Raw genomic sequence first — 24261 nt, 5'->3', positions numbered from 1 at the left:
GGTGAGCGTGCCGTCCGCAGCAGAGGTGACCCGCGCGAGGACCGCGCGGCGCGCCGTGGCGATCCTGCTGATCGCCGCCGGTGTCCTCGCGTGCGTGATGAACGTGATGGACGTCTCCGGCGGCAACGCCGGGGAGTTCCGGCTGCTCCTGACGATCGCGTCCCTGCTGCTGGGGCCCGGCTGGGCCGCCGCGGGCTTCCTGCGCCGCGCGCCCGCCGCGCACGTGTGGCTGCTGACCCTCGGCGTCGGGACGGCGGTCACGCTGATCGTCGGCCAGATCATGGTCGGGCTCGGCCTCTGGTACCCGAGCGTCGCCCTGTTCCTCGTGACCCTGGTCAGCATCCCGTTCCTGGTACGGCACGCCGTGGTCGCCCAGTGAGGCCGTCCGGCCCGTACTCCGCCGTCACACCCGAGCGTTCCGCCCGCTCCGGTGGCAGGCACGCCGCATCCGAGCCGGACGAGCCGGGCGGCCCCCGGCACCCGGCACGACCGCCGTGGAACCACCCGGAGCCGGCCCGGCACGACCCCGCACCGCACGAGACGCACTCCGCGCCCCGTAGCGAGCCGGCCGCCCACGACGGCGAGCCGTTCGAGCCGCCGACGACGTGGCTGCCCGCGGCCGGGGAGCGCCGCCGCCGTGCGGCCGCCCACGCGGCCGGGGACCGGCCCGACGACGCCGGCGAGCTCGGAGACCACCGCGAGCACCCGACCGAGTACCTGCCCGTCGTCGGGCCGGGCGAGCAGCCCGCGCCGCCCGCCGCGGAGCAGGGCGCCGAGGCGACCGCGCGGATCGCGCCGCACGACGCCGGGCCCGCGCCGCAGGACGGCCCGGCGACCCGCCACCTCGACGGCCCGCAGGACCCCGGTGGCCCCGGCACGACCGGCACCGACGGGCCCGGGGACGAGCACCCGAAGAACGGCGGCATCGGCGACGGCGTCGCGCTGTCGCTGTGCTCGGCGTTCGGCTCCGTCGCGGGCCTGCTCGTCGTCCTGATCTCCACCCGGATCATGCCGCAGGCCGACGTCGGCCGGGCCTCGGAGTTCGTCTCGGCGATGCAGCTGATCGGCGGCGCCGCCCAGCTGAACCTCGGCATCGGCCTGATGCGCTGGCTCCCCGGGGCCGGGCGCAAGTCGGTCCGGCTGGTGTTCGGGTCGCTGCTGCTGATCATGCCGCTGTCCGGCCTGATGGGGCTGATCTACGGCACGCTCGTCCCCAGCATCATCGAGACCGCCGGCGGCGGGAACGTGACCTGGGGGATGGTCCTCTTCGTCCTGGCCTGTGCCGGCTGGGGCGTGTTCGTCGTGCACGACTTCGCCATGGTCGCCGTCGGGCGGCCATGGATCGCGGTGTGGCGCAACGGGACCTTCGCGGTCGTCCGGCTGGCGCTGCTCGTCGCGCTCGGAGTGTCGCTCAAGGCCGAGGGCTTCATCCTGTCCTGGGCGGTCCCGGTCGTGGTGTGGGTCGCCGCGGGCACGGTCGTGCTCTGGTTCATGGTGCGGCGCTTCGCCGCATCCGGCGGGCCGGGCGTGCTGCCCGCCCGCTCGACGATGATCGCGTTCCTGCTGCCGACGGCGCTGGCCCAGACCGGCAACGCCGCGCTCTACAACCAGGTGCCGCTGCTGGCGAACCTGCGCATGGGCAACGAGATCGGCGCGACGTTCTTCATCATCTGGCAGGCCGTCACGGTCGTCGACCTGGCCGCCACGTTCTTCACCAACTCCCTGGCCGTGCAGACGGCGCGGGAGCCGCACCGCAGCGAGGAGCTCGCCCGCGCCACCCGGCGCCGGATGCTGATGCTGTTCGTGCCGATCCTGGCGCTGGGCGCCCTGCTCGGCTACCCCGTGCTCGCCGTCCTCGGGTCCGGCTACACCGTCGGCGCACCGGCACTGGCCGTGCTGATGCTCGGCCTGCTGTTCCGGCTGATCGTGGTGTTCGAGCTGGCTCGTCGTCAGGCGGACGGTGACGGGATGGGGTATGCGAAACTGCAGCTGGTGAACACCGGCCTGGTCGTCGGGTTCGCGTTCGTCGTGCCGCTGCCCGACCCCGCGCACACCTCGGCCGGGCTGGTGATGCTGCCCTTCGTCCTCGGATACCTCGGAGCACAGATCATCTGCGCCCTCGCACTCAGGTTCCTCCCGGCGTGGAAGCGCCGGCCCACCTCGGAGGTGACGTCGTGACGTCGGAGACCCGCCGGCCGGGCTCCCCGGACCCGTCGTCCCGGTCCGACGAGCCGGACCCCGGCTCGCCGGCCGGAGGCACGCAGACGGCCGAGGCAGGCCCGAGCGAGCGGACGCAGCTGATCCAGCCCGTCGGCCCGCCGCCGGAGCAGCTGCCCGACGGCGCCGCGCCCGCGCAGCCCGGCGGGCAGGGCCCGTCGCGGTCCGGCCTGCTGAGCACCGCCCCCGGGGCCCCGCTGTGGACCTGGGGAGCCCCGCTGCTCGCCGTGCTCGCGGTGCTGATGCTCCCGCTGGCCGCGGCGACCACCGACCTGTCCGACCTGGGCGGCTGGGGCTTCGCCGCGGTGCTGAGCCCGTTCGGCTGGCTCGCCCTGCTGTTCGCGATCGGCGCGTGCGTCACCGAGCTGTGGTCGCGCCGCCCGCGGGTGCCGATGCTCGGCGCCGCGTCGGCGGTGCTGATCCTGTGCTCGACCGGTCTGCCCTCGGTCGTGCAGCCGCAGGCCCGGTTCACCACGGCCTGGCTGATCTCCGGTTTCGTCGACGCCGTCGGCCGCGCCGGTGTCCCGCCGACCGGCATCGACGCCCGGTTCTACTGGCCGGCGTTCTTCGCCGAGTGGGCCTGGTTCCGCGACGCCGCCGGCGCCGACCAGCTCGACACGGTGCTGCGCTGGTACCCGCCGGCCGTCGTCGCCGTCTGGGCGATCGGTGTCTACGCCCTGGCCCGCTCCATGCTGGGCGGCACCCGGGCGCCGTGGGTCGCGGCCTGGCTGTTCATCGGCCTGAACTGGATCGAGCAGGACTACTTCTCCCCGCAGGCCACCGGCATCGTGCTGCTGCTGACGGTGCTGACGTTCGCGCTCGGCCCGCTGGCGACCCGCCGCATCGACAACGCCGGTGTCCCCGGCTGGCCGCAGGCGCACCGCGGTGCGCCGCCGCTGCCACGCTGGCGGCGCTGGCTGATCAGCGCGATGACCCCGCCGAACCATCCGACGCTTCCCGCCCGCCAGCTGCTGCTGATCTACTTCTGCGCGGCGCTGTGCGTGATCGCGGTCGCGCCCACCCACCAGCTGACGCCGTTCGCGATCATCGGCCAGCTGTTCGTGCTGTCGGTGGTCGGCCGGTTCCGCGGCCGCGGGCTGCTGATCGTCGCCATGCTCGCGGTCGGGGTGTTCATCCTGATCGGCGCCCGCGACTTCTGGCTGACCCAGATCAGCATGATCGTCGGCAGCGGCGACGACGGCGGCGCGCTCGCCGCGGGTGTCGCCGACCGGCTCGAGGGCGACACCGGCCAGCTGGTCGGCAAGGGCCTGCGGATCGCGATGACCGTGGTGACCTATCTGATCGGCTTCGCGGGGGCCTGGGTCTACTGGAAGCGGCGCCGCGACCTGGTGCCGATCCTGCTGGCCGTGGTCCCGATGGGGATGGCGGTCGTGCAGAGCTACGGCGGTGAGCTGCTGCTGCGCGTGCTGCTCTACGGCCTGCCGATCCTGTCGATCCTCGCGACCGACGCGCTGCGGGCGTTCGCCCGCGTCGACCGCAAGCGCGAGCGGCTCCTGGCGGCCGGCATGGTGGCGGTGTTCGGCCTGCTCATCCTGATCCGGGGCGGCAACGAGGCCTACACCGACGTCACCACCGAGGACGTCCAGATGACCCGGCTGGCCTACGACCAGGCCCCGCGCGGGGCCACGGTGCAGCCGCTGTCCACGGTCGGCCCGTACGCCCTGGAGGGCGTCGGCGAGCACAACAACATGGCCGTCGGCGGGCAGGGCTGCAACGTGCTGGCCCAGGACCCGTTCCGCTGCATCGACCAGGTCCAGCCGCAGACGCTGCTGTTCTACGGCTCGATCGAGGACCAGGGCGTCGTGCTCAACGGCGAGAAGCCGGGCTGGACGCTCGACATCCGCAAGAAGCTGATCGCGTCGGGGCAGTACAAGCAGACCTACGCGCACGGTTTCAACGCGATCCTGGTGTCCACCGGGCAGGGCGCCGTCCCGGCAGGCGGTCAGCAGAACCCGGCACCGGCCGCACCGGACGCGCAGAACGACAACCAGAACACCGGGGGGAACTGATGGTGGGATTCGTCTTCACCTGGATCGTGTTCCTGGTGGTCCTGGGCCTGTTCGGCGCACGGGCGTGGGTCGTGGAGACCAACCGCGGCCGGCTCACCAGCGGCGGCTCGACCCAGCGGTCGCTGACCACGGGTCTCGTCGGGGCGATCGCGGTGCTGCTGGTGCTGATGGTGTTCAACGGCGGCACGACCCTGGCCGACCTGCTGCTCAACGGTGAGCAGAGCGCCAGCCAGCAGCAGATCCAGCAGGGCCAGGACCCGGACGCGAGCTGACCCGCAGCACCTGCGGCACAGCACACACACGAGAGGCCCGGCGGTCGGGGACCGCCGGGCCTCTCGTCGTACGGGGGCGGGTCAGCCGGAGAAGCCGATGGCGACGTACTTGGTCTCGAGGAACTCCTCGATGCCGACCATGCCGCCCTCGCGGCCCAGGCCGGACTCCTTGACCCCGCCGAACGGCGCGGCCGGGTTGGACACGAGGCCGGTGTTGAGGCCGATCATGCCGCTGTCGAGGTTCTCCGAGATCCGCAGCGCCCGGTCCAGGTCCTGGGTGTAGACGTAGTTGACCAGGCCGAACTCGGTGGAGTTGGCCGCGTCGAGGGCCTCCTGCTCGGACTCGACGACGGTGATCGGCGCGACTGGCCCGAAGATCTCCTCGTGGTTGAGCCGGGAGCCCGCGGGGACGCCGGTGAGCACCGTCGGCGGGTAGAAGTAGCCCGGCCCGTCGACGGCCTCGCCGCCCAGCGCGACGCTCGCGCCGTTGGCGACCGCGTCGGCGACGAGGTCGGTGACCTTCTCCAGGCCCTTGCCGTCGATCAGCGGGCCGACGTTCACGCCGTCCTCGGTGCCGCGCCCGACGGTGAGCGCTCCCATCCGCTCGGCGAGCTTGGCGGTGAACTCCTCGACGACGCCGCTCTGCACGTAGAACCGGTTCGCCGCGGTGCAGGCCTCGCCCATGTTCCGCATCTTGGCGATCATGGCGCCCTCGACGGCGGAGTCGACGTCGGCGTCGTCGAGCACGATGAACGACGCGTTGCCGCCCAGCTCCAGCGAGGACCGCAGCACCTTGTCCGCGGCCTGCTCCAGCAGCTTCTTGCCGACCGGGGTGGAGCCGGTGAAGGAGATCTTGCGGGCACGGCCGTCCCGGATGATCGGCTCCATCACGGCGCCCGCGTCGGTGGCGTTGATGACGTTCAGGGCGCCGTCGGGCAGGCCCGCGTCGGCGAGCACCTGGGCGAACGCGAGCATCGTCAGCGGCGTCTGCGGGGCCGGCTTGATGATCGACGCGCAGCCGGCGGCGACCGCGGGGGCGATCTTGCGGGTGCCCATGGCGAGCGGGAAGTTCCACGGCGTCACGAACACGCAGACACCGACGGGCTGGCGGAGCGTGAGGAACCGGGTCTGGCCGTTCGGGGCGATCTGGTAGCCGCCGTCGATCCGGACGGCCTCCTCGGCGAACCAGCGGAGGAACTCCGCGGCGTAGCCGACCTCGCCCTTGGCCTCGGCCAGCGGCTTGCCCATCTCCAGGGTCATCAGCAGCGCGAGGTCGTCGGTGCGCTCGTGGAGCAGCGTGTAGGCGCGGTAGAGGATCTCGCTGCGCTGCCGCGGCGGCATCGCCGCGATCGTCGGCTGTGCGGCGGTGGCGGCGTCGAGGGCGGCCATCCCGTCTGCGGGGGTGGCGTCGGCGACCTCGGTGAGCACCTCACCGGTCGCCGGGTCCTCCACCTTGGCGGTGGCACCGCTCTCCCCGGCGCGCCACTGCCCACCGATGAACAGCTCGGTCCGGGCGGCGTCGAGCACCCTGCGCTCGTCAGCATTGGTGGTCATGGCCGCAACGTACCCGTGGCGGCGGCCGGGCAGTCACCACCCTGATCGTCGCGACCGGCGGGCGGCCGGGCGGACGTGGTGATCACGGGTGATGATGGGGCCGTGGCAGGAGCAGCAGCGACACCGTCCCGGCTTCCCGCGCTCGTCCCGGACCCGATCGAGCTGCCCGCGCACCTCGCGGACCTGCGGGCCGAGGTCCGGGCCTTCCTCGACGACGAGCGCGCCGCCGGAGCCTGGCAGCCCCGCGCCGACGTGTGGCTCTCGGGCTGGGACGCCGGGTTCTCCCGGCGCCTGGCCGAGCGCGGCTGGGTCGGGATGACGATCCCGGTCCGCTACGGCGGGCACGGCCGGTCCGCACTCGAGCGCTACGTCGTCACCGAGGAGCTCCTCGCCGCCGGGGCGCCGGTGGCGGCGCACTGGATCGCCGACCGGCAGATCGGGCCGTCGCTGCTGCGCCACGGCACCGAGGAGCAGCGGGAGGCGTTCCTGCCGGGCATCGCGCGCGGCGAGGTGTTCTTCGGGATCGGGATGTCCGAGCCGGACTCGGGCTCGGACCTGGCGTCGGTACGGACCCGCGCGGAGAAGGTCGACGGCGGCTGGGAGCTGACCGGTACGAAGGTGTGGACGTCCGGGGCGCACCGGGCGCACGCGTTCTTCGCGCTGGTCCGGACCTCGCCCCGCGACGAGAACGACCGGCACGCGGGGCTGTCCCAGCTGCTCGTCGAGCTGGACCGGCCCGGCGTGGAGATCCGGCCGATCCCGCTGCTCACCGGCGCGCACCACTTCAACGAGGTGCGTTTCGACCGCGTGTTCGTGCCCGACGAGCGGGTGTTCGGCGAGATCGGGAACGGCTGGGCGCAGGTGACCGGGGAGCTGGCGTTCGAACGGTCCGGGCCGGAGCGGTTCCTGTCGACCTACCCGCTGCTGGCGGCGCTGGTCGGGGAGCTGGCTGCCCGTGACGACGTCGACGCCGGCACTCGCAGGCGGGTCGGTGCGCTGGTGTCGCGGGTGTGGACGCTGCGGACGATGTCGCTGGCCGTGGCCGGGGCGCTGGAGTCCGGGGAGGCGCCGGAGCTGGCCGCGGCACTGGTCAAGGACGTCGGCACCCGGTTCGAGAACGAGGTCGTCGACGCCGCCCGGCTGCTCGCCGACGTCCCGCCGGACCCGGGCGCCGAGGACGGGTTCGCCCGGCTGCTGGCCGACGCGGTGCTGCACGCCCCGGGCTTCACGCTGCGCGGCGGTACGAACGAGGTCCTGCGCGGCATCGTCGCGCGGGGGATGGGACTGCGCTGATGGCACGCAACGCCGAGCTGGCCGAGCTCGCGGAGTCGATCTTCGCGGACTCCTACGACCCGGACGCGTCCGGTCTCGACGCCGCCGCCTGGAAGGCGTGCCGCGAGGCCGGTCTCACGACGCTCACCGACCCGGACCTCGGCGGGACGATCTCCGACGCCGCGGTGCTGCTGGAGACCGCGGGCGCGTGGGCCGCGCGGCTGCCGCTGGCCGAGACCGACCTGCTGGCCGGATGGCTGGCCCGGGCCGCCGGCGTCGAGCTGCCGGACGGGCCGTCGACGGCCGTACTGGGCCCGGTGCCGGGGGCCGCGGGGGACTCGGCGGGGGACTCGGCGGAGACGCCGGTGACGCTGCCGCGGGTGCCGTGGGGGCGGGCGCTGGCGTCGGTCGTCGTGCTGGACGGGGACCGGGTGGCGGTGCTCGCCGGGCCCGCAGGGGCCGCCGTGGCACCGGGAGCGGTGACGGTCGAGGAGGGCACGAACCTGGCCGAGGAGCCGCGGGACACGTTGACCGTCTCCGCGGACGCCGTAGTCGCGGAGGGCACGGTGTCGTCCGGAGGCACGGCTGTGTTGTCCGGGGGCACGGCGTTGTCCGGGGGCACGGCGGCGTCCGGGAGCACGGCGGCGCGGAACAGCACGGCGGCCGGGGTGGCCGAGGAGCTGGTGCTGCGGGCCGCGCTGGCGCGGTCGCTGCTGCTGGCCGGAGCCGCCCGCGGAGCGCTCGCCCGGTCGGTCGGCTACGCGGGGGAGCGGCAGCAGTTCGGCCGCACCATCGGACGATTCCAGGCCGTGCAACAGCTGCTCGCCGAGGCAGGCGGGGAGGTCGCCGCGGCCGCGTCGGCGTCGGCGACCGCGGCGCGCACCGCCGAACAGCTCGGTTTCGCCGACCCCGCGACCGCGTTCGCCGTCGCCGCCGCCAAGGCCCGATGCGGCGAAACCGCGACGGCGGTGGCCCGGATCGCGCACCAGGTGCACGGCGCCATCGGGTTCACCCGCGAGCACGACCTGCGCCTGCTGACGACCCGGCTCTGGGCCTGGCGCGACGAGGACGGCAACGAGTCCTACTGGACCGAGCGGGTCGGCGCGACAGCTCTGGACGCCGGCGCCGACGGGCTCTGGCCGCTGGTCACCGGGCGGCCCTGAGCGCCGGAGCCGTCGGCGCCGCAGGGGAACCGGAGGCGTCGGCGCCGCGGGGGTCAGGCCGCGGGGGAATCGGCCGGGGCGCGCCGGCCTGCGCGGCGCGTCCGGTGCCGGGGGCAGGGGCACCGAGGCGAGGGGCACCCTGACGAAGTGCTTCAGCAGGTGAGGCATCTCGGGTCGGGGTCCGCTCCGGGCCGTCACTCGGGGAACGCAGGCGGGGAGACTCCGGCGAAGTGCCTCAGCAGGTGAGGTACCGCCTCAGCAGGTGAGGTACCTCAGTGGGTGACGTACTTCAGTGGGTGACGTACTTCCGAGACGGGGACTGCCGCTCCCCGGCGTCGTCCGGTACGTGCTGTCCCGGTAGGCGATGTCTCAGTAGGTGAGGTGTTCGCCGAGGGTGTCCCTGCTCAGCCCAGCTTGCGGAAGTCCCAGCTGGTGATCTTCTCCGGGTGCAGCCGCAGCCAGCCGTGCCGGCCGTCGATCACGACGTGCCCGCCGGTGTAGCGGTCGGCGAAGGCCTGCTCGACGCGCTCCAGCTCGGGGTCCGGCTCCCCGGTACGCGGCACCTCGCCGACGACCTCGACCCGCCCGCGCAGCTCCACGCCGCGCAGCTCGGTGTAGTCGTGCCCGGCGTCGACGACGACCGCCACCCGCGGGTCGCGCTCCAGGTCCGTCCAGCGCTGGGACCGCGACAACGACGTCAGCCACAACGTCCCGCCGCCGGAACCCTCGGGGCCGCCCGAACCCTCGGAGCCCTGAGCCCCGTCCCACAGGTACCAGAGCGGGGTCACGTGCGGGCCGTCCGCGGAGATCGTCGCGACCCGGCAGGTGCGCTCCTCGCCGAGGAACGCGGTCACCTCGTCGGGGGTCATGGCGATCTTCCGGGCGCGGCGCTGCGGCTTCGGGGCGGTCATGCCCGGACCGTAGCCCAGGCTTCGGACCCCGGCCCGCGACCACGTACGGAGATCGGGATCGGGCAGCATGTCCGCACGTGGCACCCACCTCCCCGCGCTCCGCCGACCCCGTCGCGCCGGCCGTAGCGCCCGCCCCGGAGCCCGTCGCGCCCGGTCTCGAAACCCTGCTGGAACGGGAACGGGACCGGCCGACGCCGTACCTGGCCCTGGACCCGGGCGTCGTGCGGGAGCGGTACCGGGCACTGCGCGCCGCGTTCCCCTCGGCCCGCCTGCTCTACGCCGTGAAGGCCTGCCCCGAGCCCGCGGTGCTGCGCGCCCTGGCCGGGGAGGGCGCCGGGTTCGACGTCGCCTCACACGCCGAGATCGAGCTGTGCCTGGCCGCAGGCGCCGACCCGGCCCTGCTGCAGCACGGCAACCCGGTCCGCGGGCCCGGCGCCGCCGCGGCCGCCGCCGCGCTCGGGGTGCGCCGCTTCGTCACCGACTCCGGCGAGGACGTCGACGCCCTGGCCGCCGAGGTGCCCGGCGCCCGGGTCCAGGTGCGGCTCTCGGTCGACGACACCGGCTCCGCGACGCCGTTCCACGGCAAGTTCGGCGCTCTGCCCGCCGAGGCCGTCCGGCTGCTGGGCCGGGTCCGCGACGCCGGGCTCGTCCCGGCCGGGCTCACCTTCCACGCCGGCTCCCAGCAGACCCGCCCGCAGACCTACGCCGCCGCCGTCCGGACCGCCTGCGAGGTCGCGCACGCCGCCGGGCTGCGCCGCCCCGAGATCGACCTCGGGGGCGGCTGGCCGGTGGCCTACCGCAGCCCGGTGACCGGACCGGACGCGTTCGCCGCCGCCGTCGGCTCCGCGATGGACGGCTGCGTCGCCGACGGGCTCGTCGACGCCGCGGACCTGCTGCTCGAGCCCGGGCGCGCGCTGGCCGCCGACGCCGGGGTGCTCCGCGCGACGGTGCTGCGGGTGTCCCGGCGCCCCGGCATCGACCACCGCCGCTGGGTCTACCTCGACGTCGGCCGCTACCAGGGGCTCGCCGAGACCGAGGGCGAGGCGATCGGCTACCCCGTGCGGGCCCCCGGCCGCACCGGGCCGGACGGACCCTGCGTGCTCGCCGGCCCCACCTGCGACGGCGACGACGTGATCTACCGCCGCACCCCGGTCGCGCTGCCGCTGGACCTGGCCGCCGGCGACGTCGTCGACCTGTTGCGCACCGGCGCCTACACCTCCAGCTACGCCTCGGTGGGGTTCAACGGGTTCGGCCCGCTCGAGGTCGTGGTCACCGACACCTGAGGGAGGTGATCACCACCGTCCGCCGGAGCGCGTTCCGGCGGCACGGCGTTTAGCGTGTACGGACGTGTCATCCTCCACTCCGCTCACCGTTCCACTTGCTGAGAGCCCCACCGGGGAGCTGCATCCGGTCGGGCCGGGCGCCCCGGCGCTGCCGAGCTCCGCGTCCCCGGTCGGCCGGCACGTGCTCGCCGAGCTCGGCGGCATCGCGCCCGCGGTCCTCGACGACGTCGAGCGGCTGCGCGACGACCTCGCCACGGCCCTGACCGAGGCCGGCGCCCAGGTGCGCCAGGTCGTCACCGAGCGGTTCGAGCCGCAGGGCGCCACCGTCGTCGCGGTGCTCGCCGAGTCGCACGCCTCGATCCACACCTGGCCCGAGCACGGCGGTATGCACGTCGACGTGTTCACCTGCGGCCCGTCGGCCGACCCGGTCGCCGCGGTCCGCGGGCTCGCCGAGCGCGTCGGTGCCACCGACACCGCGCTGCAGGTCGTCGACCGCGGCGGCGCCCCGCACGCGATCACCGAGCCGATCTCGCCCGGGCTGACCCGGCGCTGGGAGCTCGGCACCGTGCACACCGTCGCCGACACCGGGTTCCAGCGCGTCGTCGTCGCCGACACCGAGCAGGGCGTCACCCTGTTCTGCGACGACGAGCGCCAGTCCGCCGAGCACACCCAGCTCACCTACCACGAGGCGCTGGTCTGGCCGGGTGCGCTGCTGGCCCGCAGCCTCGACCGGGTGCTGATCGTCGGCTCCTCCGAGGGCGTCGCCTCGGAGATGGCCGTGGCCGCCGGGGCGTCGCAGGTCGACCACGTCGACATCGACACCGAGGCCGTCAAGATCTGCGCCGAGTACCTGCCCTACGGCTACACCCCGGAGTCGCTGACCGCCGCCGAGCGCGGCGACGGCCCGGTCCGCCTCACCTACGGCGACGGCAGGCAGTTCGTCCTCGACAGCACCGAGCACTACGACCTGGTGATCGTCGACCTCCCCGACGAGCGCCCCGACGAGCCGGACGCCCAGATCAACCGGCTCTACGACGAGGAGTTCGTCCGGGCCTGCGCCGACCGGCTCACCGACGGCGGCGTGCTGGTGTTCCAGGCAGGCAGCCCCGCGGTGTGGCGCGACGCGACCCTGAAGGCGGCGTGGCAGCGGTTCGCGTCGGTGTTCGGCGCGACCGGCGGGCGCGGCGTCTACATCGGGTGCGAGGAGCACGAGTGGGCCTTCCTCGCCGGGGTCCGCGAGCCGCTCGCCGACCCGGGGGAGGCCGCCGCGGCCGCGCTGGAGGCGCGCGACCCGGCCGCCCCACGGCCCGAGCTGTGGGACGCCACGAGCCTGCGTCACCGGCTCGTGGCGCCGTTGTCGCTGCGCAGGATCACCGGCTGAACACGCTGCGGGAGCCCCTCCCGGGGGCTCCCGCAGCGCCTGCCAGACTCGTCCGGGTGAGGGCGTTGCGGCGTGGATGGGCCGAGGCCCGCTCCTGGGTGGCGGGGACGGATCCGGGCCGCACCCGGTTGCATCTCGCATCGGTTGCGACGGCGGCGATGATCCTCGCCGCGGCCGTCATGACCGTCGTGCGGATCGTCGGCGGGCAGTCGGTCGGCGTCGTGATGTTCGCAGTGATCCTGGCGATGTTCGTCAACATCTCCGTCGACGAGCCCGACCTCGCCCGCCGCCGGGTCACCACCGCGCTGCTGGTGCTCCCGGCCGCTGGTGCCGCGACGCTGTCGGCGCTGCTCACCGACCGCGGCTACCTGGCCGACGTCGTGTTCGTGCTGGTCATGATGGTCGCGGTCGCGGTCCGCCGGTACGGGCCGCGCGGTGTCGCGGTCGGCATGGCGATGTTCGTGCCGTTCTTCTTCGTCCAGTTCCTGCACCTCGGGCTCCCGGACCTGCCGTGGCTGCTGGTCGGCGTCGTCGTCGGGATCGGCAGCACCTATCTGCTGCGCTGCGTGCTGTTCGTCCGGCACGCCCCGAAGGTGCTCGACGAGCTGACCCGCGCGTTCGAGGCCCGGCTGCACGCCCTGACCCTGGCCGTGCTGGAGGCGCTGGAGTCCGGCCGCGACCCCGACCCGGACGCGCTGCTGCACCGGCTCACCCGGCTCAACGAGACCTCGCTGCTGGTCGCCGACCGGCTCGACGACTCCGGCGGCGACCCCGCGCACCGGCGCACCGGGGTTCTGCCCGGCGCGCTGTCCGACACCGCCGGGGTGCCCGGCGGCACCGCGGGCCTGCGGCAGTGGATCGTCGACGCCGAGCTGGCCGCCGAACAGCTCGCCCTGGTCGTGCTCCGCTCCGCCGAGCAGCACGACGACCTGCCGCGCGGGGACCGCAGCGCCCTGGCCGAGGCCGTCCGGTCGCTGGCCGCGGCCACCGCCGTCGGCACCGCACGCCCGCTGGTCACGGCGCTGCTGGAGTCCGCGCGGGCCGCCGTCGCCCCGATCGCCGGCCGCCCGGTGCACAGCCACCCGGCCGCCCGCGAGCAGCGGATCGCGCTCGCCGTGACCCGCCTCGCCGACGCCGCGCAGGGCACTGTCGAGCAGGAGGGCGCGGCGCGGCGGCGCGCCGGGCAGGCGCAGGGCCGTCACGAGTGGTCCGGCCGGCACCGGGTGCACACCCCCGCCGGGCAGACGCCGGCCGCGTCGGACTCGGCCACCCGGAACCCGGACGCGCAGATCCCCGCCCCGCCCGCGACGCCGTCGCCGGACGGGCCCACACACGCCGCCCCCGTCCCGGAGCCGGAACCGGCCGCGCCCGGCCCCGGGCTGGGCCAGTACACCCGCCAGGCGCTGCAGGTCGGTGTCGCGACCAGCCTGGCGATCGTCGTCGGCGAGATGATCTCACCGGCGCGCTGGTACTGGGCGGTGATCGCGGCATTCATCGTGTTCGCCGGGACCACCAGCCGCGGCGACGTGCTCAGCCGCGGCTGGGCCCGCGCGGTGGGGACCGCGGGCGGCGTCGTCGCCGGCATGGTGCTCGCGCTCGCCGCGGGCGGTGACGAGATCGTGTCGCTGGTCCTGCTGTTCGCCTGCGTGTTCCTCGCGCTGTACCTGGTGCGGATCTCCGAGGCGATGATGGCGTTCTGGCTGACCGCCGTGCTCGCCCTGCTCTACGGCGTGATCGGCCAGTTCAGCCTGCACGTGCTGCTGCTGCGGGTGGAGGAGACCGCCGCCGGCGCTGCGATGGGGATGCTGGCCGCGTTCCTGGTCCTGCCGACCCGCTCGCGCACCGCGTTCGCCGACGCGCTCAGCGACGTCCTCGGCGCCTTCGGCACCTCGCTGACCTGCTCGGCGCAGCGGCTGCTCGGCCGCCCGGGGACCGACCCGATGGAGTGCGCGCGGGCCGCCGACGCCGAGCTGGCCGTCGTGCGGGCGCGGGCGCGGCCGCTGGAGCATCCGGTCATCCGGCGTCCGCTGCGCCGCGGCGTGCACCACACGACCCGGGTGCTGGGGGCGCTGGACCACTACCTGCGGATGCTCGCGTCGCAGGCGGCCGCCGCGCCGCTGCCCGGCTCCGCCGCGGTGCTCGACCCGGCCGTCGAGCAGGTGCGGGCCAACCTCGACGGGCTGCGCCGCATCCTCGTCGACGGCTGGGACGACCCCGCGCGACGCAGGCACCCGCCGGGCACCGACCCGTCGGCGTACGGGGTGGAGACCGCCGAGACCGTCGTCGACGCGGTGGAGACCGCCGCGTCCGGGGCCGACGGCGCCGCCCGCGACGAGCTCATCGCCGTCGCCGGGATGCTGCGCCGGGTCGACCAGCTCACCGTCGGGCTCGCCCGCGAGCTGTGCGGGCGCGACTGGAACGAACCGGTGACCGGGCGGATCGCCGCCGTCGCCGCCCGGGATACGCTCCGCCGGTGATCACCGTGAGGACCGCCGACGGCGTCGGCCTGATCGAGCTGAACCGCCCCGACCGGCGCAACGCCCTCGACGCCGCCACCTGCCTCGAGCTCGTCGACGCCGCCGCGCAGGTGCGTGCCGACGGCGCCCGCGCCGTGCTCGTCGCAGGCCGGGGGCCCGCGTTCAGCGCGGGCGCGGACTTCTCCGAGGTCTACGACGACGGCTTCCGCACCGCCCTCTACGCCGGCCTGCACGCGATCGCCGACCTGCCGATGCCGGTGATCGCCGCGGTGCACGGGCCCGCGATCGGCGGCGGCCTGCAGCTCGCACTGGCCTGCGACCTGCGCGTCGCAGGCCCGGACGCGGTGTTCGGTCTCCCGACGGCGCGCCTCGGTCTGGCCGTCGACCCGTGGACGATCGAGCGGCTCGTCCAGATCGCAGGCGGCGCGACCGCGCGGCACCTGCTGCTGGCCTGCGGCACCGTCGACGCCGGCAGCGCCCTGGCCCGCGGGCTCGCCGACGTCTCCGGGGACCGGGCGGCCGCCGAGGCCCTCGCCGCGGACGTCGCGACGATGGCGCCGCTGACCCTGGCCTACAACAAGCGCGCCGCGAACGCGTTCGGCCGTGACGGCACCACCGGGGTGGAGGCGCTCGCGAGCCTGGGGGCGGAGTTCGAGGCCTGCTGGCAGGCCGAGGACATCGCCGAGGGCCGCACCGCCCGGGCGGAGAAGCGCACTCCGCAGTTCCGGGGTCGCTGAAGTTCCGGGATCGCTGAAGTTCCGGGGCCGCTGAGCCCGGGACCGCCGAGTCCCGCCCCGGTGTGATGCAGGCCGCATTCCCCGTTCTACCCGGGGTAGAACGGCCCGGTAGCATCGGAGGCGTGACGACGCTGGGGGAGCTCGAACGAGCGGTCATGAACGTCCTGTGGAACACCGACCGGGACGTCACCGCCCGCGAGGTGCAGGACCAGCTCGCCGACCGCGAGCTCGCCACCACCACCGTCCTGACGGTGCTCGGCCGGCTCGAGCGCAAGCACCTCGTCCAGCGGATCCGGGACGGCCGCGCGCACCACTACCGGCCCGCCGGCAGCCGCGAGGACCACATCGCCGAGCTGATGAGCGACGCCCTCGACGACGCCTCCGACCGGGGTGCGGCGCTGGCCCGGTTCCTGGGCTCGATGTCGGAGGCCGAACGCGCCCGGTTGCGCGACCTGCTGGGCTGAGCGGCCTCCTCGGCGTTCCGCCCACCCGCCTGTTCCCCCGGGCCGGTGCGGCGCGGTCGCCGCGTGTCGTCCACGATGAGTCGCGATGGAACTGACCGCGCTCGGTCTGCTGCTGCTCGGCGTCGCGCTCGCCGAGCCGGTCAGCCGTGCGCTGGCCCGCGCGCAGTGGCCCGGGCGGGACCCGGTCGTCGCGCTGGTGCTGTGGCAGGCCGTCGGGTTCGCCGGCGGGATCTCGCTGTTCGGCGCCGGACTCGCCTACGGGCTCGCGCCGCTCGGTGACACCCTGCCCGTCGCGTTCGCCCGGCTCGCGTCCTCGGTGTCCGGGGGCTGGTTCCCCGTCCAGCTCGACGTGCTGCACGTGGTCGCGCTGCTGGCCGCGTTCGGGCTGCTGTCGCGGCTGCTGTCGGTGCTGGCGGTCACCACATTCCGGACGGTGCGGGCCCGGCGGCGCCACCGCGACCTGCTCGACGTGCTCGCGACGCCGTGGCCGCACGTCGCCGGGACCCGGGTGCTCGACCATCCGATGCCGGTCGCGTACTGCCTGCCCGGGCGGCGGCCACGGCTGGTCGTCTCCGCCGGGGTGCTCGACGCCCTCGACACCCCCGGCGTGATCGCCGTCCTCGCCCACGAGCGCGCCCACCTGCGGGAACGCCACGACCTCGTGGTCCTGCCGTTCGTGGCGTGGGGGGCGACGGCGCCGTTCGTGCGCGGCATGATCTGCGCACAGGTCGCGGTGGCACAGCTGATCGAGATGCGGGCCGACGACGTCGCCCGCAAGCTCTGCGACCCCACCGAGCTGGCGACGGCGCTCAAGGCCGTCGGCGGGTCCGCCCCGGCGGCGGCGCTGACGTCGTTCTCCGAGGCGCTCGACGCCCGGATCGACCGGGTCACCAGCCCGCCGGAGCCGCTGCCGGTCACGACGCGGTGGGTCGTGCGGACCCTCGCCGCGGCGATCGTGGCGGCCCCGGTCGTGTTGCTCGCGGTGCCCTGAGGCGGGCCACTAGGGTCGGCGCATGAGCGTCTCCGGTGTCGACAGCTCGGGATTCGAGGCGCGGGCCCGCGCGCTGGCCGACCAGGGTGTCGTCGGGGTGCAGATCGGCTGGGCCGACAACAACGGCGTGCTGCGATCCCGCACCGTCCCGGTGACCGAGCTGCCCGCCGTCGCGACCCGCGGGGTCGGCGTGACCACGCTGTTCGCGGTGTTCGACTCCCAGGACGGCATCACCTTCGACGCCCCCGGTCTGGACACGCCGTCCGGGGACGTGCGGCTGCTGCCCGGCACCGGCCCGGACGGCGTCGTCGCGCTCGCCGGGCGGCCCGGGCTGGCCTGGGCGCCGGGCAGGCTGCTCGACGCCGACGGCGGGACCTGGCCCTACGACCCGCGCGCGGTGCTGGAGCGCCAGGTCGCCGCGGTCGCCGACGCCGGGCTGGCCGTCCGCGCCGGCTACGAGATCGAGTTCGCCCTCTACACCGACGACGGCGCCGAACCCCCGGTGCCCGCGTTCACCGGCCCCGTCTACGGGCCGAACGCGCTGGTCGGGCTGGACGGCTTCGTCACCCGGCTGCTGTCGGACCTGGCGGAGAACGGCGTGCCGATCGGGCAGTTCCACGCCGAGTTCGGCCCGGCACAGCTGGAGTTCTCGATCGCCGCCACCGACCCGGTGACCGCCGCGGACCGCCAGCTGCTGGCCCGCCAGACGGTGCACGCCGCCGCGGCCGCGCACGGGCTGCGGGCGAGCTTCGCGCCGCTGCCGTCGCGGTCCTCGGCCGGGAACGGGTGGCACCTGCACACCTCGGTGTCCCGGGACGGGGTCAACCTGCTCTCCGGCGGCGACGGCCCGGCCGGGCTCACCGCCGACGGCGCCGCCTGGGTCGCCGGGCTGCTGCGCGACCTGCCCGCGCTGGCCGGGGTGACCGCGCCGAGCGTCGGGTCGCTGCACCGGCGACGCCCCGGGTTCTTCGCCGCCGCCTACGCCTTCTGGGGTGTGCAGAACCGGGAGGCCGCGCTGCGCCTGGTCCCGGCGACGCCGCTGCTGGGCCCGGACGCGGCGAACGTCGAGCTCAAGGCCTCCGACGCCTCGGCCAACCCGTACCTCGCGCAGGCCGCGGTGATCGCCGCCGGGCTGGCCGGGATCGCCGACGGCGCGACCCTGCCCGATCCGGTCGGCACCGACCCGGGCGCCTGGTCCGGCGCCGAGCGCGACGCCGCCGGGATCGTCGCCCTGCCCACCACCCCCGACGAGCAGGCCGCCGCGCTGGCCGGCAGCCCGCGGGTCACCGGGGCGCTGGGGGAGGAGCTCGCGGGCGCGTTCGCCGCGGTGCGGGCGGCCGACGCCGCGTTCGCCGCCGACCGCTCGGTCGACGACGTCCTGGCCGCGTTCCGGTTCCGGTACTGAGCCGTGGCGTTCGTGCCCTTCGTCGGCGTCGAGCCGTTGCTGGCCGCGCACGCCGCGGCCCTGCCCCAGCCGGACCAGCTGTGCGGCCCGTTCACCGCGCGGCTCGCGGTCGTCGCGCTGACCGGGCGGGCCCCGGACGTCGCCGCGTTCGCCCGGGTCGCCGGCACCGCGATCTGGCCGCAGGACGTCCCCGCGGCCCGGCCGCCCGGCGCCGCAGCACGCACCGACGCCTGGGACGGGGTGCCGCACGCGGGCTCGGAGGCCGCCGCCGGGACATCCGCACCGGGGGTGGGCCGCGCGGTGGAGGAGCTCTCCGGCGGGGCACTGGCCGCGGTCCCGGCGACCGGGACCTGGACCCCTGACCGGCTCCGGGTGCTGCTCGACGGCCTCACCGGCATCCCGGTCGTGCCGCTCGCCAACGTCGTGACCAGCTGGTTCGCCTCCACGCACACCCCGGCGGCGGAGCTGGAGGCGTTCCTGGAGACCGGTGACGACCGCGGCCTGCCGCGCGCGGACTGGAAGGCCGGGCACTTCGTGGTGCTCTACGGCCGTGAGGACGGCCCGGGCGGGGTGCTGCTCGCCGTCGCCGACACCTACCCGCAGCTCGGCGACGACGGCCGGCACCGGCAGCCACTGCCGCGGGTCGCGGCGGCGCTGGCCCGTGGACGCAGCGCCACCGGCGGGCTGGTGCTGGTCACCGGCGCCGGGCACCGCGACGGGGTCCGCGCCGCCGTGCGGGCGGCGGGGATGCGGGTCGAGTGGTGGGACAACGGCACCCCGGACCGGTGACCCCGGGGATCCCCGTACCCGGGGCGCTCAGCTCGGGCGGAAGTTCTGGAACAGGGCCGGACCGGTCGCGTCGCCGTCGACGATCGCGCGGGTGACGGCCACGTACCGCTCGTGCCGCGCCGCGACCGCACCCGGGGTGCACCGCATGCGGGCCCGCCGGGCCCGCACGATCCAGGCCGCCACCCCGACGAGCAGGTCCAGCGGGACGCAGCGGCGCATCCCCAGGGCGTCGGCGACGACCGGGCCGTGGAAGCGGCGGGCCAGCACCTGCAGCAGCCGCCGCCCGACCGGCTCGGGCAGCCGCAGCGAGCCGTGCAGCAGCGCCGCGACCGCCCCGACCAGTGCCCCGGCGAGCACCCGGGACTCCGGGCCGGGCGGGCCGGTGGCCCGGCTGACCAGCGCGTCGAGCCGGGCCGCGCTCGTGTGATCGGTGACCCCGCCGACCAGCTCCGGGTCGATGCCGAGCTGGTGGGCGAGGACCCGCCAGTAGGCGTAGACCTGGGTGATCTCGTCGTCGGTGAGGTCGAAACCGATGGCGGCCTCGGCACGCAGCGACACCAGCGTGAAATCCAGCCAGGTCCGGGCGAGGTCGATCTGGTTGATCGGGACGCCGTGGCGGGCCTCGTCGTGACCGCGGCTGCGGGCCAGGGCGCGCATGTGCGCGTGCAGCATCCGGACCTGCAGGGTCGCGACGTAGCCGGGCGCTCCCGGGCGCAGCCCGCCGGGCAGTGTCGCGCAGAGCACCCAGCGGCCGGTCTCGGTGATCCGCCGGGCCGCGCCGTCGACGAGCCGGCCGGTGGTGCCGAGCAGCACCGCGATCGAGGGGGAGCCGTAGGTGCGCAGCAGCGCCCCGGCCGACAAGGACAGCGTGTGCACTGCGGGCGGCGAGGTGAACAACGGCAGCGCACCCGTATCGAGCAGCGCGGGATCGGTGTCCGGCGGCAGGGACTCCGCCGAGCGGAGCAGCGCGGCGCTCTCCGGTGCCGGGTCGTCCAGCGACGCGAGACCGTGCCGGATGCCCCGGTCGAGCTCGGTGCGCAGCTCCCGGGCCCGCTCCGGGGCCGCGGCGCGCATCGCGGCGACGACGGCGTCGGCGAGCGGGTCGCCGGTGTGCCGGGCGCGTGCGGCCGGGTCGGAGGCGGGCTTCCCGGTCCGGATGCCGTGAGGTCGGCCCGTGTCGGCCCTGTCCAGGTCGGTCACGACGCGGGGTCCTCGTCGGTCGGGGAGCCGTCGGCAGGCAGACCGGCGGCGGTGAGCAGCCGCGCCATCCGGGCCCGCAGCTCGGCCTCGGACGGGGGGACGGCGGCCAGCGCGCCGAGCGCCGCGACGCCGAACACCGCGCTGTAGAGCTCGCGGGCGCGCTCGCGGTTGCCGAGGTGGTCCTGGATGAGGTCGACGACGCCTGCGCCCTGCTCACCCTCGTCCTCGCGGCCGGGGTCGCGGGCCACCCGGATCCGCAGCTCCAGGGTGGCGAGGAACATCGGGCGCTGCGGTCCGAGCAGGTCCACCAGGTACGCGGTGCACGCGTCGAGCAGGGTCAGCTCGCCGGCGCGGTTGCGCCGGGTCAGCGCCGCGAGCCGCCCGGCGGCCCGCTCCTCCAGCTCGGCGACGACCGCGGCGAGCAGCGCCGACGCCGTCCCGAAGTGGTAGGTCGCCGACGCCGCGGACACACCGGCCCGTCCGGCGACCTCGCGCAGGGTCAGCGCGTCGAACCCGCCCGCGGTGACCACGCCGACGGCGGCGTCGACGAGCGCGCGCCGGGTGTCCTCACCGCGGCGACGCCGTCCGTCGGTGCCGCTGCCGGTCCCGCTGAGCGCCATCGGCCGCCTTCCTCACCTCGTCGTCGGGCCGTGTGACGGCCCGCACAGGAAACTATCTGTACGCACCGACAGTTTTCAAGGTGGTGTTCACGGCGGCGACCGTGCGACCGCGCGCCGTGTCCCCGCCCCGGGCGTAGCGTGGAAATCGTGCCCGTCACACCAGACCTTCCCCGCACCCTCGGCGCCCTGCGCGCCTCCGGCCACGAACTGCGGCCCGTGAAGCACGAGATCCGCGACAACCTGCTCGCCGCCCTGCGGGAGGGCCGCGACCCCTGGCCCGGCATCCTCGGATTCGAGGACACCGTGGTCCCGCAGCTGGAGCGCTCCCTGATCGCCGGCCACGACGTCGTCCTGCTCGGGGAGCGCGGGCAGGGTAAAACCCGCCTGCTGCGCTCCCTGGCGAACCTGCTCGACGAGTGGACCCCCGTCATCGAGGGCTCCGAGATCGGCGAGCACCCCTACGCACCGATCACCCCCGCCTCGCTCCGGCGCGCCGAGGAGCTCGGCGACGACCTCCCGGTCGCCTGGGTGCACCGCGAGCAGCGCTACACCGAGAAGCTCGCCACCCCGGACACCGCGGTCGCCGACCTCATCGGCGACGTCGACCCGGTCAAGGTCGCCGAGGGCCGCTCGCTGGGCGACCCGGAGACCATCCACTTCGGTCTCGTCCCGCGGGCGCACCGCGGCATCGTCGCGATCAACGAGCTGCCCGACCTGGCCGAACGCATCCAGGTCGCGCTGCTCAACGTGATGGAGGAGCGCGACATCCAGGTCCGCGGCTACACGCTGCGGCTGCCGCTGGACGTGCTGCTCGTCGCGTCCGCGAACCCGGAGGACTACACCAACCGCGGGCGGATCATCACCCCGCTCAAGGACCGGTTCGGTGCCGAGGTCCGCACGCACTACCCGCTGGAGCTGGCCCCGGAGATCGACCTCATCGAGCAGGAGGCGGAGCTGGAGGCCGAGGTGCCGCGGCACCTGCTGGAGGTCGTCGCCCGGTTCACCCGGCACCTGCGCGAGTCCTCCGCGGTCGACCAGGGCTCGGGGGTGTCCGCGCGGTTCTCCGTCGCCGCCGCCGAGACCGTCGCCGCGGCCGCGCTGCGCCGGGCCGCGATCGTCGGGGAGGAGCGCGCGTTCGCCCGTCCCGTCGACCTGGAGTCGGTGCCGTCGGTGCTCCGCGGCAAGGTCGAGTTCGCGTCGGGGGAGGAGGGACGCGAGGACGAGGTGCTCGAGCACCTGTTGCGCCGCGCGACCGCCGACACCGCCCGGTTCGCGCTGCGCGGCATCGACCTCGACGAGTTCGCCGTGGAGGTCTCGACCCGCCCGGTCCGTACCGGTGAGCGCGTCCCGGCCCGCGACGTCGTCGCCGCGTTGCCGCAGGTGGAGGCGCTGACCGAGATCGCGTCCCGGCTCGGGGCGGCCGGCACAGAGGACCCCGGCCCGATGGCCTCGGCCGCGGAGCTGGCGCTGGAGTACCTGTTCCTGACCCGCAAGCTGGCCAAGGACGAATCCGACGACGGCGACACGGTGTCCTATGGCTGATCCGCGGCGCCGCACGCGGCGCTACGCCTACGGTCCCTACGCCGGCGGGCCCGACCCGCTGGCGCCGCCCTTCGACATCCGGTCCGCGATGGACGAGATCGGCCGCGACGTCATGGAGGGCTCCTCGCCGCGCCAGGCGCTGCAGGAGCTGCTCCGCCGGGGTCTCGACGGCCGTCGCGGGCTCGACGACCTGACCCGCCGTGTCTGGGAGCGGCGCCGGGACCTGCAGCGCGACAACCGGATCGACGGCACGCTGCAGGAGGTCCGGGAGCTGCTGGACCGGGCGCTGGCCGCCGAGCGGGAAGCGCTGGGCAACGAGAACTCCGACGACGCCCGGTTCCGCGAGATGCAGCTCGACGCGCTCCCGAACGACACCGGTGGCGCGGTCCGCGAGCTGGGTGCCTACGACTGGCGTTCCTCCGACGCCCGCGAGGCGTACTCCGAGATCCGTGACCTGCTCGGCCGGGAGCTGCTCGACCAGCGGTTCCAGGGCATGAAACAGGCCATGCAGAACGCGACACCGGAGGACGTCGAGCAGATCAACGAGATGCTCGGCGACCTCAACGAGCTGCTCGACCACCATGCCCGCGGCGAGGACACCACCGAGCGGTTCGCCGAGTTCATGCGCAAACACGGCGAGCACTTCCCGGAGAACCCGCAGAACACCGACGAGCTGATCGACGCGCTCGCCGCCCGCTCCGCGGCCGCGCAGCGGATGCTGAACTCGATGTCGGCCGAACAGCGGGCCGAACTCGCCGAGCTGTCCCAGCAGGCGTTCGGCGACCCGCGACTGGCGGAGTCGCTGTCCCGGCTCGACGCGCAGCTGCAGGGGCTGCGCCCGGGGGAGGACTGGTCGGGGCAGGGCGACTTCCGCGGCGGCAACCCGATGGGCATGGGGGAGGCCACCCGGGCCCTGGAGGAGCTCGGGCAGCTGGACGCGCTCGCCGAGCAGCTGGCACAGAGCTACCCGGGCGCGCGGATGGAGGACGTCGATCTCGACGCGCTGACCGAGGCGCTCGGCCCGGAGGCCGCCGCGGACGCACGCACGCTGGCCGAGCTGGAGCGCGAGCTGCAGCGCCAGGACCTGTTCCGACGGGCACCGGACGGCTCGCTGATGTTGTCGCCCAAGGCGTTGCGGACGCTCGGGCAGTCGGTGCTGCGCGACGTCGCGGACCGGATCGCGTCCCGGCAGGGTGCGCGGGAGACCCGTCGTTCCGGCGCCGCAGGCGACGCGAACGGTGCGACCCGGCCGTGGGAGTTCGGCGACACCCAGGCCTGGTCGGTGCCGCGGACCCTGCTCAACGCCCAGCTCCGCCGGGCCGGCGGGGACGACCGTGCGCTCGACGTGGCCGACGTCGAGATCGTCGAGACCGAGCAACGGACCCGCGCCGCGGTGGCGCTGCTGGTCGACACGTCGTGGTCGATGGTCGCCGAGGGCCGCTGGGTGCCGATGAAGCGCACCGCCCTGGCGCTGCACCAGCTGATCTCCACCCGGTTCCGCGGCGACGACCTCTCGCTGATCACCTTCGGGCGGCATGCGCAGACCGTCGACCTGGGTGAGCTCGTCGGCATGGAGGGCGTGTACATGCAGGGCACGAACCTGCACCACGCGCTGCTGCTGGCCCGGGAGCGCCTGGCCCGTCAGCCGGACGCGACCCCGGTCGTGCTGGTCGTCACCGACGGGGAGCCGACCGCGCACCTGGAACGTGACGGCGAGGCCTACTTCGACTACCCGCCGAGCCCGTACACGTTGCGCGCCACCGTCGACGGCCTGGACCGCCTGATCGGCATCGACGCCCAGTTCACGTTCTTCGTGCTCGGTGACGACCCGGGCCTGGCCGCGTTCATGGACCGGCTCGCACGGCGCTGCGGCGGCCGGGTCGTGCACCCCGACCTCGACGGCCTCGGCGCGGAGGTGGTCTCGGACTACCTGCGCAAGCGGACGGGCTGACC

At 75.1% G+C, this 24261-nt stretch carries 20 protein-coding genes; 16 read left to right on the top strand and 4 right to left on the bottom strand.

Annotated elements, in window-relative coordinates:
• Position 1: 1 nt before the first annotated feature.
• Genes ACLE50_RS10970 through ACLE50_RS10955 form a run of 4 tightly spaced genes read left to right on the top strand, consistent with a single transcriptional unit; the run spans position 2 to position 4519 of the window.
• A complete protein-coding gene (locus ACLE50_RS10970) occupies positions 2–379 on the top strand; it encodes a hypothetical protein (RefSeq protein WP_410943354.1) in 378 nt (125 codons plus the stop codon).
• The gene (locus ACLE50_RS10965; protein ID WP_410943353.1) at positions 376–2178 is read left to right on the top strand and encodes a hypothetical protein; all 1803 of its coding nucleotides are present in this window, start codon (positions 376–378) and stop codon (positions 2176–2178) included. The genes ACLE50_RS10970 and ACLE50_RS10965 overlap by 4 nt, the downstream gene beginning before the upstream one ends.
• Positions 2175–4247, top strand: a complete 2073-nt coding sequence (locus tag ACLE50_RS10960) for a hypothetical protein (RefSeq protein ID WP_410943352.1) — start codon at positions 2175–2177, stop codon at positions 4245–4247. The genes ACLE50_RS10965 and ACLE50_RS10960 overlap by 4 nt, the downstream gene beginning before the upstream one ends.
• Positions 4247–4519, top strand: coding sequence for a hypothetical protein (locus ACLE50_RS10955; protein WP_410943351.1), 273 nt, complete (start codon positions 4247–4249; stop codon positions 4517–4519). Before ACLE50_RS10960 ends, ACLE50_RS10955 begins: the two co-directional genes overlap by 1 nt.
• Positions 4520–4600: 81 nt before the next feature.
• Here ACLE50_RS10955 and ACLE50_RS10950 read toward each other — a convergent pair whose 3' ends face one another.
• Positions 4601–6073, bottom strand: a complete 1473-nt coding sequence (locus tag ACLE50_RS10950) for an NAD-dependent succinate-semialdehyde dehydrogenase (protein ID WP_410943350.1) — start codon at positions 6071–6073, stop codon at positions 4601–4603.
• A 102-nt stretch (positions 6074–6175) separates the two neighbouring features.
• On the opposite strand from ACLE50_RS10950, the gene ACLE50_RS10945 reads away from it, so the two are divergent.
• Both ACLE50_RS10945 and ACLE50_RS10940 read left to right on the top strand, forming a co-directional pair.
• Positions 6176–7366, top strand: a complete 1191-nt coding sequence (locus ACLE50_RS10945) for an acyl-CoA dehydrogenase family protein (protein WP_410943349.1) — start codon at positions 6176–6178, stop codon at positions 7364–7366.
• Entirely contained in the window at positions 7366–8508 is a 1143-nt protein-coding gene (locus tag ACLE50_RS10940; protein WP_410943348.1) for an acyl-CoA dehydrogenase family protein, read from the top strand. Before ACLE50_RS10945 ends, ACLE50_RS10940 begins: the two co-directional genes overlap by 1 nt.
• Before the next feature lie 404 nt (positions 8509–8912).
• Here ACLE50_RS10940 and ACLE50_RS10935 read toward each other — a convergent pair whose 3' ends face one another.
• Positions 8913–9419, bottom strand: a complete 507-nt coding sequence (locus ACLE50_RS10935) for a pyridoxamine 5'-phosphate oxidase family protein (protein ID WP_410943347.1) — start codon at positions 9417–9419, stop codon at positions 8913–8915.
• A 77-nt stretch (positions 9420–9496) separates the two neighbouring features.
• Here ACLE50_RS10935 and ACLE50_RS10930 point away from each other — a divergent pair, with 77 nt between their 5' ends.
• The 8 genes from ACLE50_RS10930 to ACLE50_RS10895 all read left to right on the top strand — a co-directional run bounded on the left by ACLE50_RS10930 (position 9497) and on the right by ACLE50_RS10895 (position 18946).
• Positions 9497–10702 carry a type III PLP-dependent enzyme gene (locus ACLE50_RS10930; RefSeq protein WP_410943346.1) on the top strand — a complete coding sequence of 402 codons (1206 nt, stop codon included), beginning with the start codon at positions 9497–9499 and terminating at the stop codon, positions 10700–10702.
• Between the two features lie 64 nt (positions 10703–10766).
• Complete coding sequence (gene speD / locus ACLE50_RS10925; RefSeq protein ID WP_410943345.1) at positions 10767–12083, top strand: adenosylmethionine decarboxylase; 1317 nt, start codon at positions 10767–10769, stop codon at positions 12081–12083.
• Positions 12084–12139: 56 nt separating this feature from the next.
• On the top strand, positions 12140–14560 hold the full coding sequence (locus tag ACLE50_RS10920) for an FUSC family protein (RefSeq protein ID WP_410943344.1): 2421 nt from the start codon (positions 12140–12142) through the stop codon (positions 14558–14560).
• Positions 14557–15297 carry an enoyl-CoA hydratase gene (locus ACLE50_RS10915; RefSeq protein WP_410943343.1) on the top strand — a complete coding sequence of 247 codons (741 nt, stop codon included), beginning with the start codon at positions 14557–14559 and terminating at the stop codon, positions 15295–15297. The genes ACLE50_RS10920 and ACLE50_RS10915 overlap by 4 nt, the downstream gene beginning before the upstream one ends.
• A 122-nt stretch (positions 15298–15419) precedes the next feature.
• Positions 15420–15761, top strand: coding sequence for a BlaI/MecI/CopY family transcriptional regulator (locus tag ACLE50_RS10910; protein ID WP_410943342.1), 342 nt, complete (start codon positions 15420–15422; stop codon positions 15759–15761).
• 85 nt (positions 15762–15846) lie between these two features.
• Positions 15847–16752, top strand: a complete 906-nt coding sequence (locus ACLE50_RS10905) for a M56 family metallopeptidase (protein ID WP_410943341.1) — start codon at positions 15847–15849, stop codon at positions 16750–16752.
• 22 nt (positions 16753–16774) lie between these two features.
• Complete coding sequence (locus ACLE50_RS10900) at positions 16775–18157, top strand: type I glutamate--ammonia ligase (RefSeq protein ID WP_410943340.1); 1383 nt, start codon at positions 16775–16777, stop codon at positions 18155–18157.
• 3 nt (positions 18158–18160) lie between these two features.
• Positions 18161–18946, top strand: a complete 786-nt coding sequence (locus ACLE50_RS10895) for a DUF6885 family protein (protein WP_410943339.1) — start codon at positions 18161–18163, stop codon at positions 18944–18946.
• A gap of 27 nt (positions 18947–18973) precedes the next feature.
• Here the strand turns inward: ACLE50_RS10895 and ACLE50_RS10890 are convergent, their stop codons facing one another.
• Both ACLE50_RS10890 and ACLE50_RS10885 read right to left on the bottom strand, forming a co-directional pair.
• Positions 18974–20146: an oxygenase MpaB family protein gene (locus ACLE50_RS10890; RefSeq protein ID WP_410943338.1), complete on the bottom strand. Its 1173-nt coding sequence runs from the start codon at positions 20144–20146 to the stop codon at positions 18974–18976.
• Positions 20143–20766: a TetR/AcrR family transcriptional regulator gene (locus tag ACLE50_RS10885; protein WP_410943337.1), complete on the bottom strand. Its 624-nt coding sequence runs from the start codon at positions 20764–20766 to the stop codon at positions 20143–20145. The genes ACLE50_RS10890 and ACLE50_RS10885 overlap by 4 nt, the downstream gene beginning before the upstream one ends.
• A 147-nt stretch (positions 20767–20913) precedes the next feature.
• Here ACLE50_RS10885 and ACLE50_RS10880 point away from each other — a divergent pair, with 147 nt between their 5' ends.
• Positions 20914–22308: an ATP-binding protein gene (locus ACLE50_RS10880; protein WP_410943336.1), complete on the top strand. Its 1395-nt coding sequence runs from the start codon at positions 20914–20916 to the stop codon at positions 22306–22308.
• Positions 22301–24259 carry a VWA domain-containing protein gene (locus ACLE50_RS10875; protein ID WP_410943335.1) on the top strand — a complete coding sequence of 653 codons (1959 nt, stop codon included), beginning with the start codon at positions 22301–22303 and terminating at the stop codon, positions 24257–24259. The genes ACLE50_RS10880 and ACLE50_RS10875 overlap by 8 nt, the downstream gene beginning before the upstream one ends.
• Positions 24260–24261: the final 2 nt, after the last annotated feature.

Origin of the sequence: Pseudonocardia phyllosphaerae (genome assembly GCF_046546475.1) — a bacterium.
GTDB classification, from domain to species: Bacteria; Actinomycetota; Actinomycetes; order Mycobacteriales; family Pseudonocardiaceae; genus Pseudonocardia; species Pseudonocardia phyllosphaerae.
The sequence above is the reverse complement of the archived record's forward strand: the minus strand, read 5'-3'. Positions and strand labels throughout refer to the sequence as shown.

Excerpts from the sequence above, each read along its gene's own strand:
- ACLE50_RS10955 (WP_410943351.1), top strand. The coding sequence starts at position 4,247 with ATGGTGGGATTCGTCTTCACCTGGATCGTGTTCCTGGTGGTCCTGGGC.
- ACLE50_RS10950 (WP_410943350.1), bottom strand. The coding sequence starts at position 6,073 with ATGACCACCAATGCTGACGAGCGCAGGGTGCTCGACGCCGCCCGGACC.
- ACLE50_RS10940 (WP_410943348.1), top strand. The coding sequence starts at position 7,366 with ATGGCACGCAACGCCGAGCTGGCCGAGCTCGCGGAGTCGATCTTCGCG.
- ACLE50_RS10935 (WP_410943347.1), bottom strand. The coding sequence starts at position 9,419 with ATGACCGCCCCGAAGCCGCAGCGCCGCGCCCGGAAGATCGCCATGACC.
- ACLE50_RS10905 (WP_410943341.1), top strand. The coding sequence starts at position 15,847 with ATGGAACTGACCGCGCTCGGTCTGCTGCTGCTCGGCGTCGCGCTCGCC.
- ACLE50_RS10900 (WP_410943340.1), top strand. The coding sequence starts at position 16,775 with ATGAGCGTCTCCGGTGTCGACAGCTCGGGATTCGAGGCGCGGGCCCGC.
- ACLE50_RS10885 (WP_410943337.1), bottom strand. The coding sequence starts at position 20,766 with ATGGCGCTCAGCGGGACCGGCAGCGGCACCGACGGACGGCGTCGCCGC.
- ACLE50_RS10875 (WP_410943335.1), top strand. The coding sequence starts at position 22,301 with ATGGCTGATCCGCGGCGCCGCACGCGGCGCTACGCCTACGGTCCCTAC.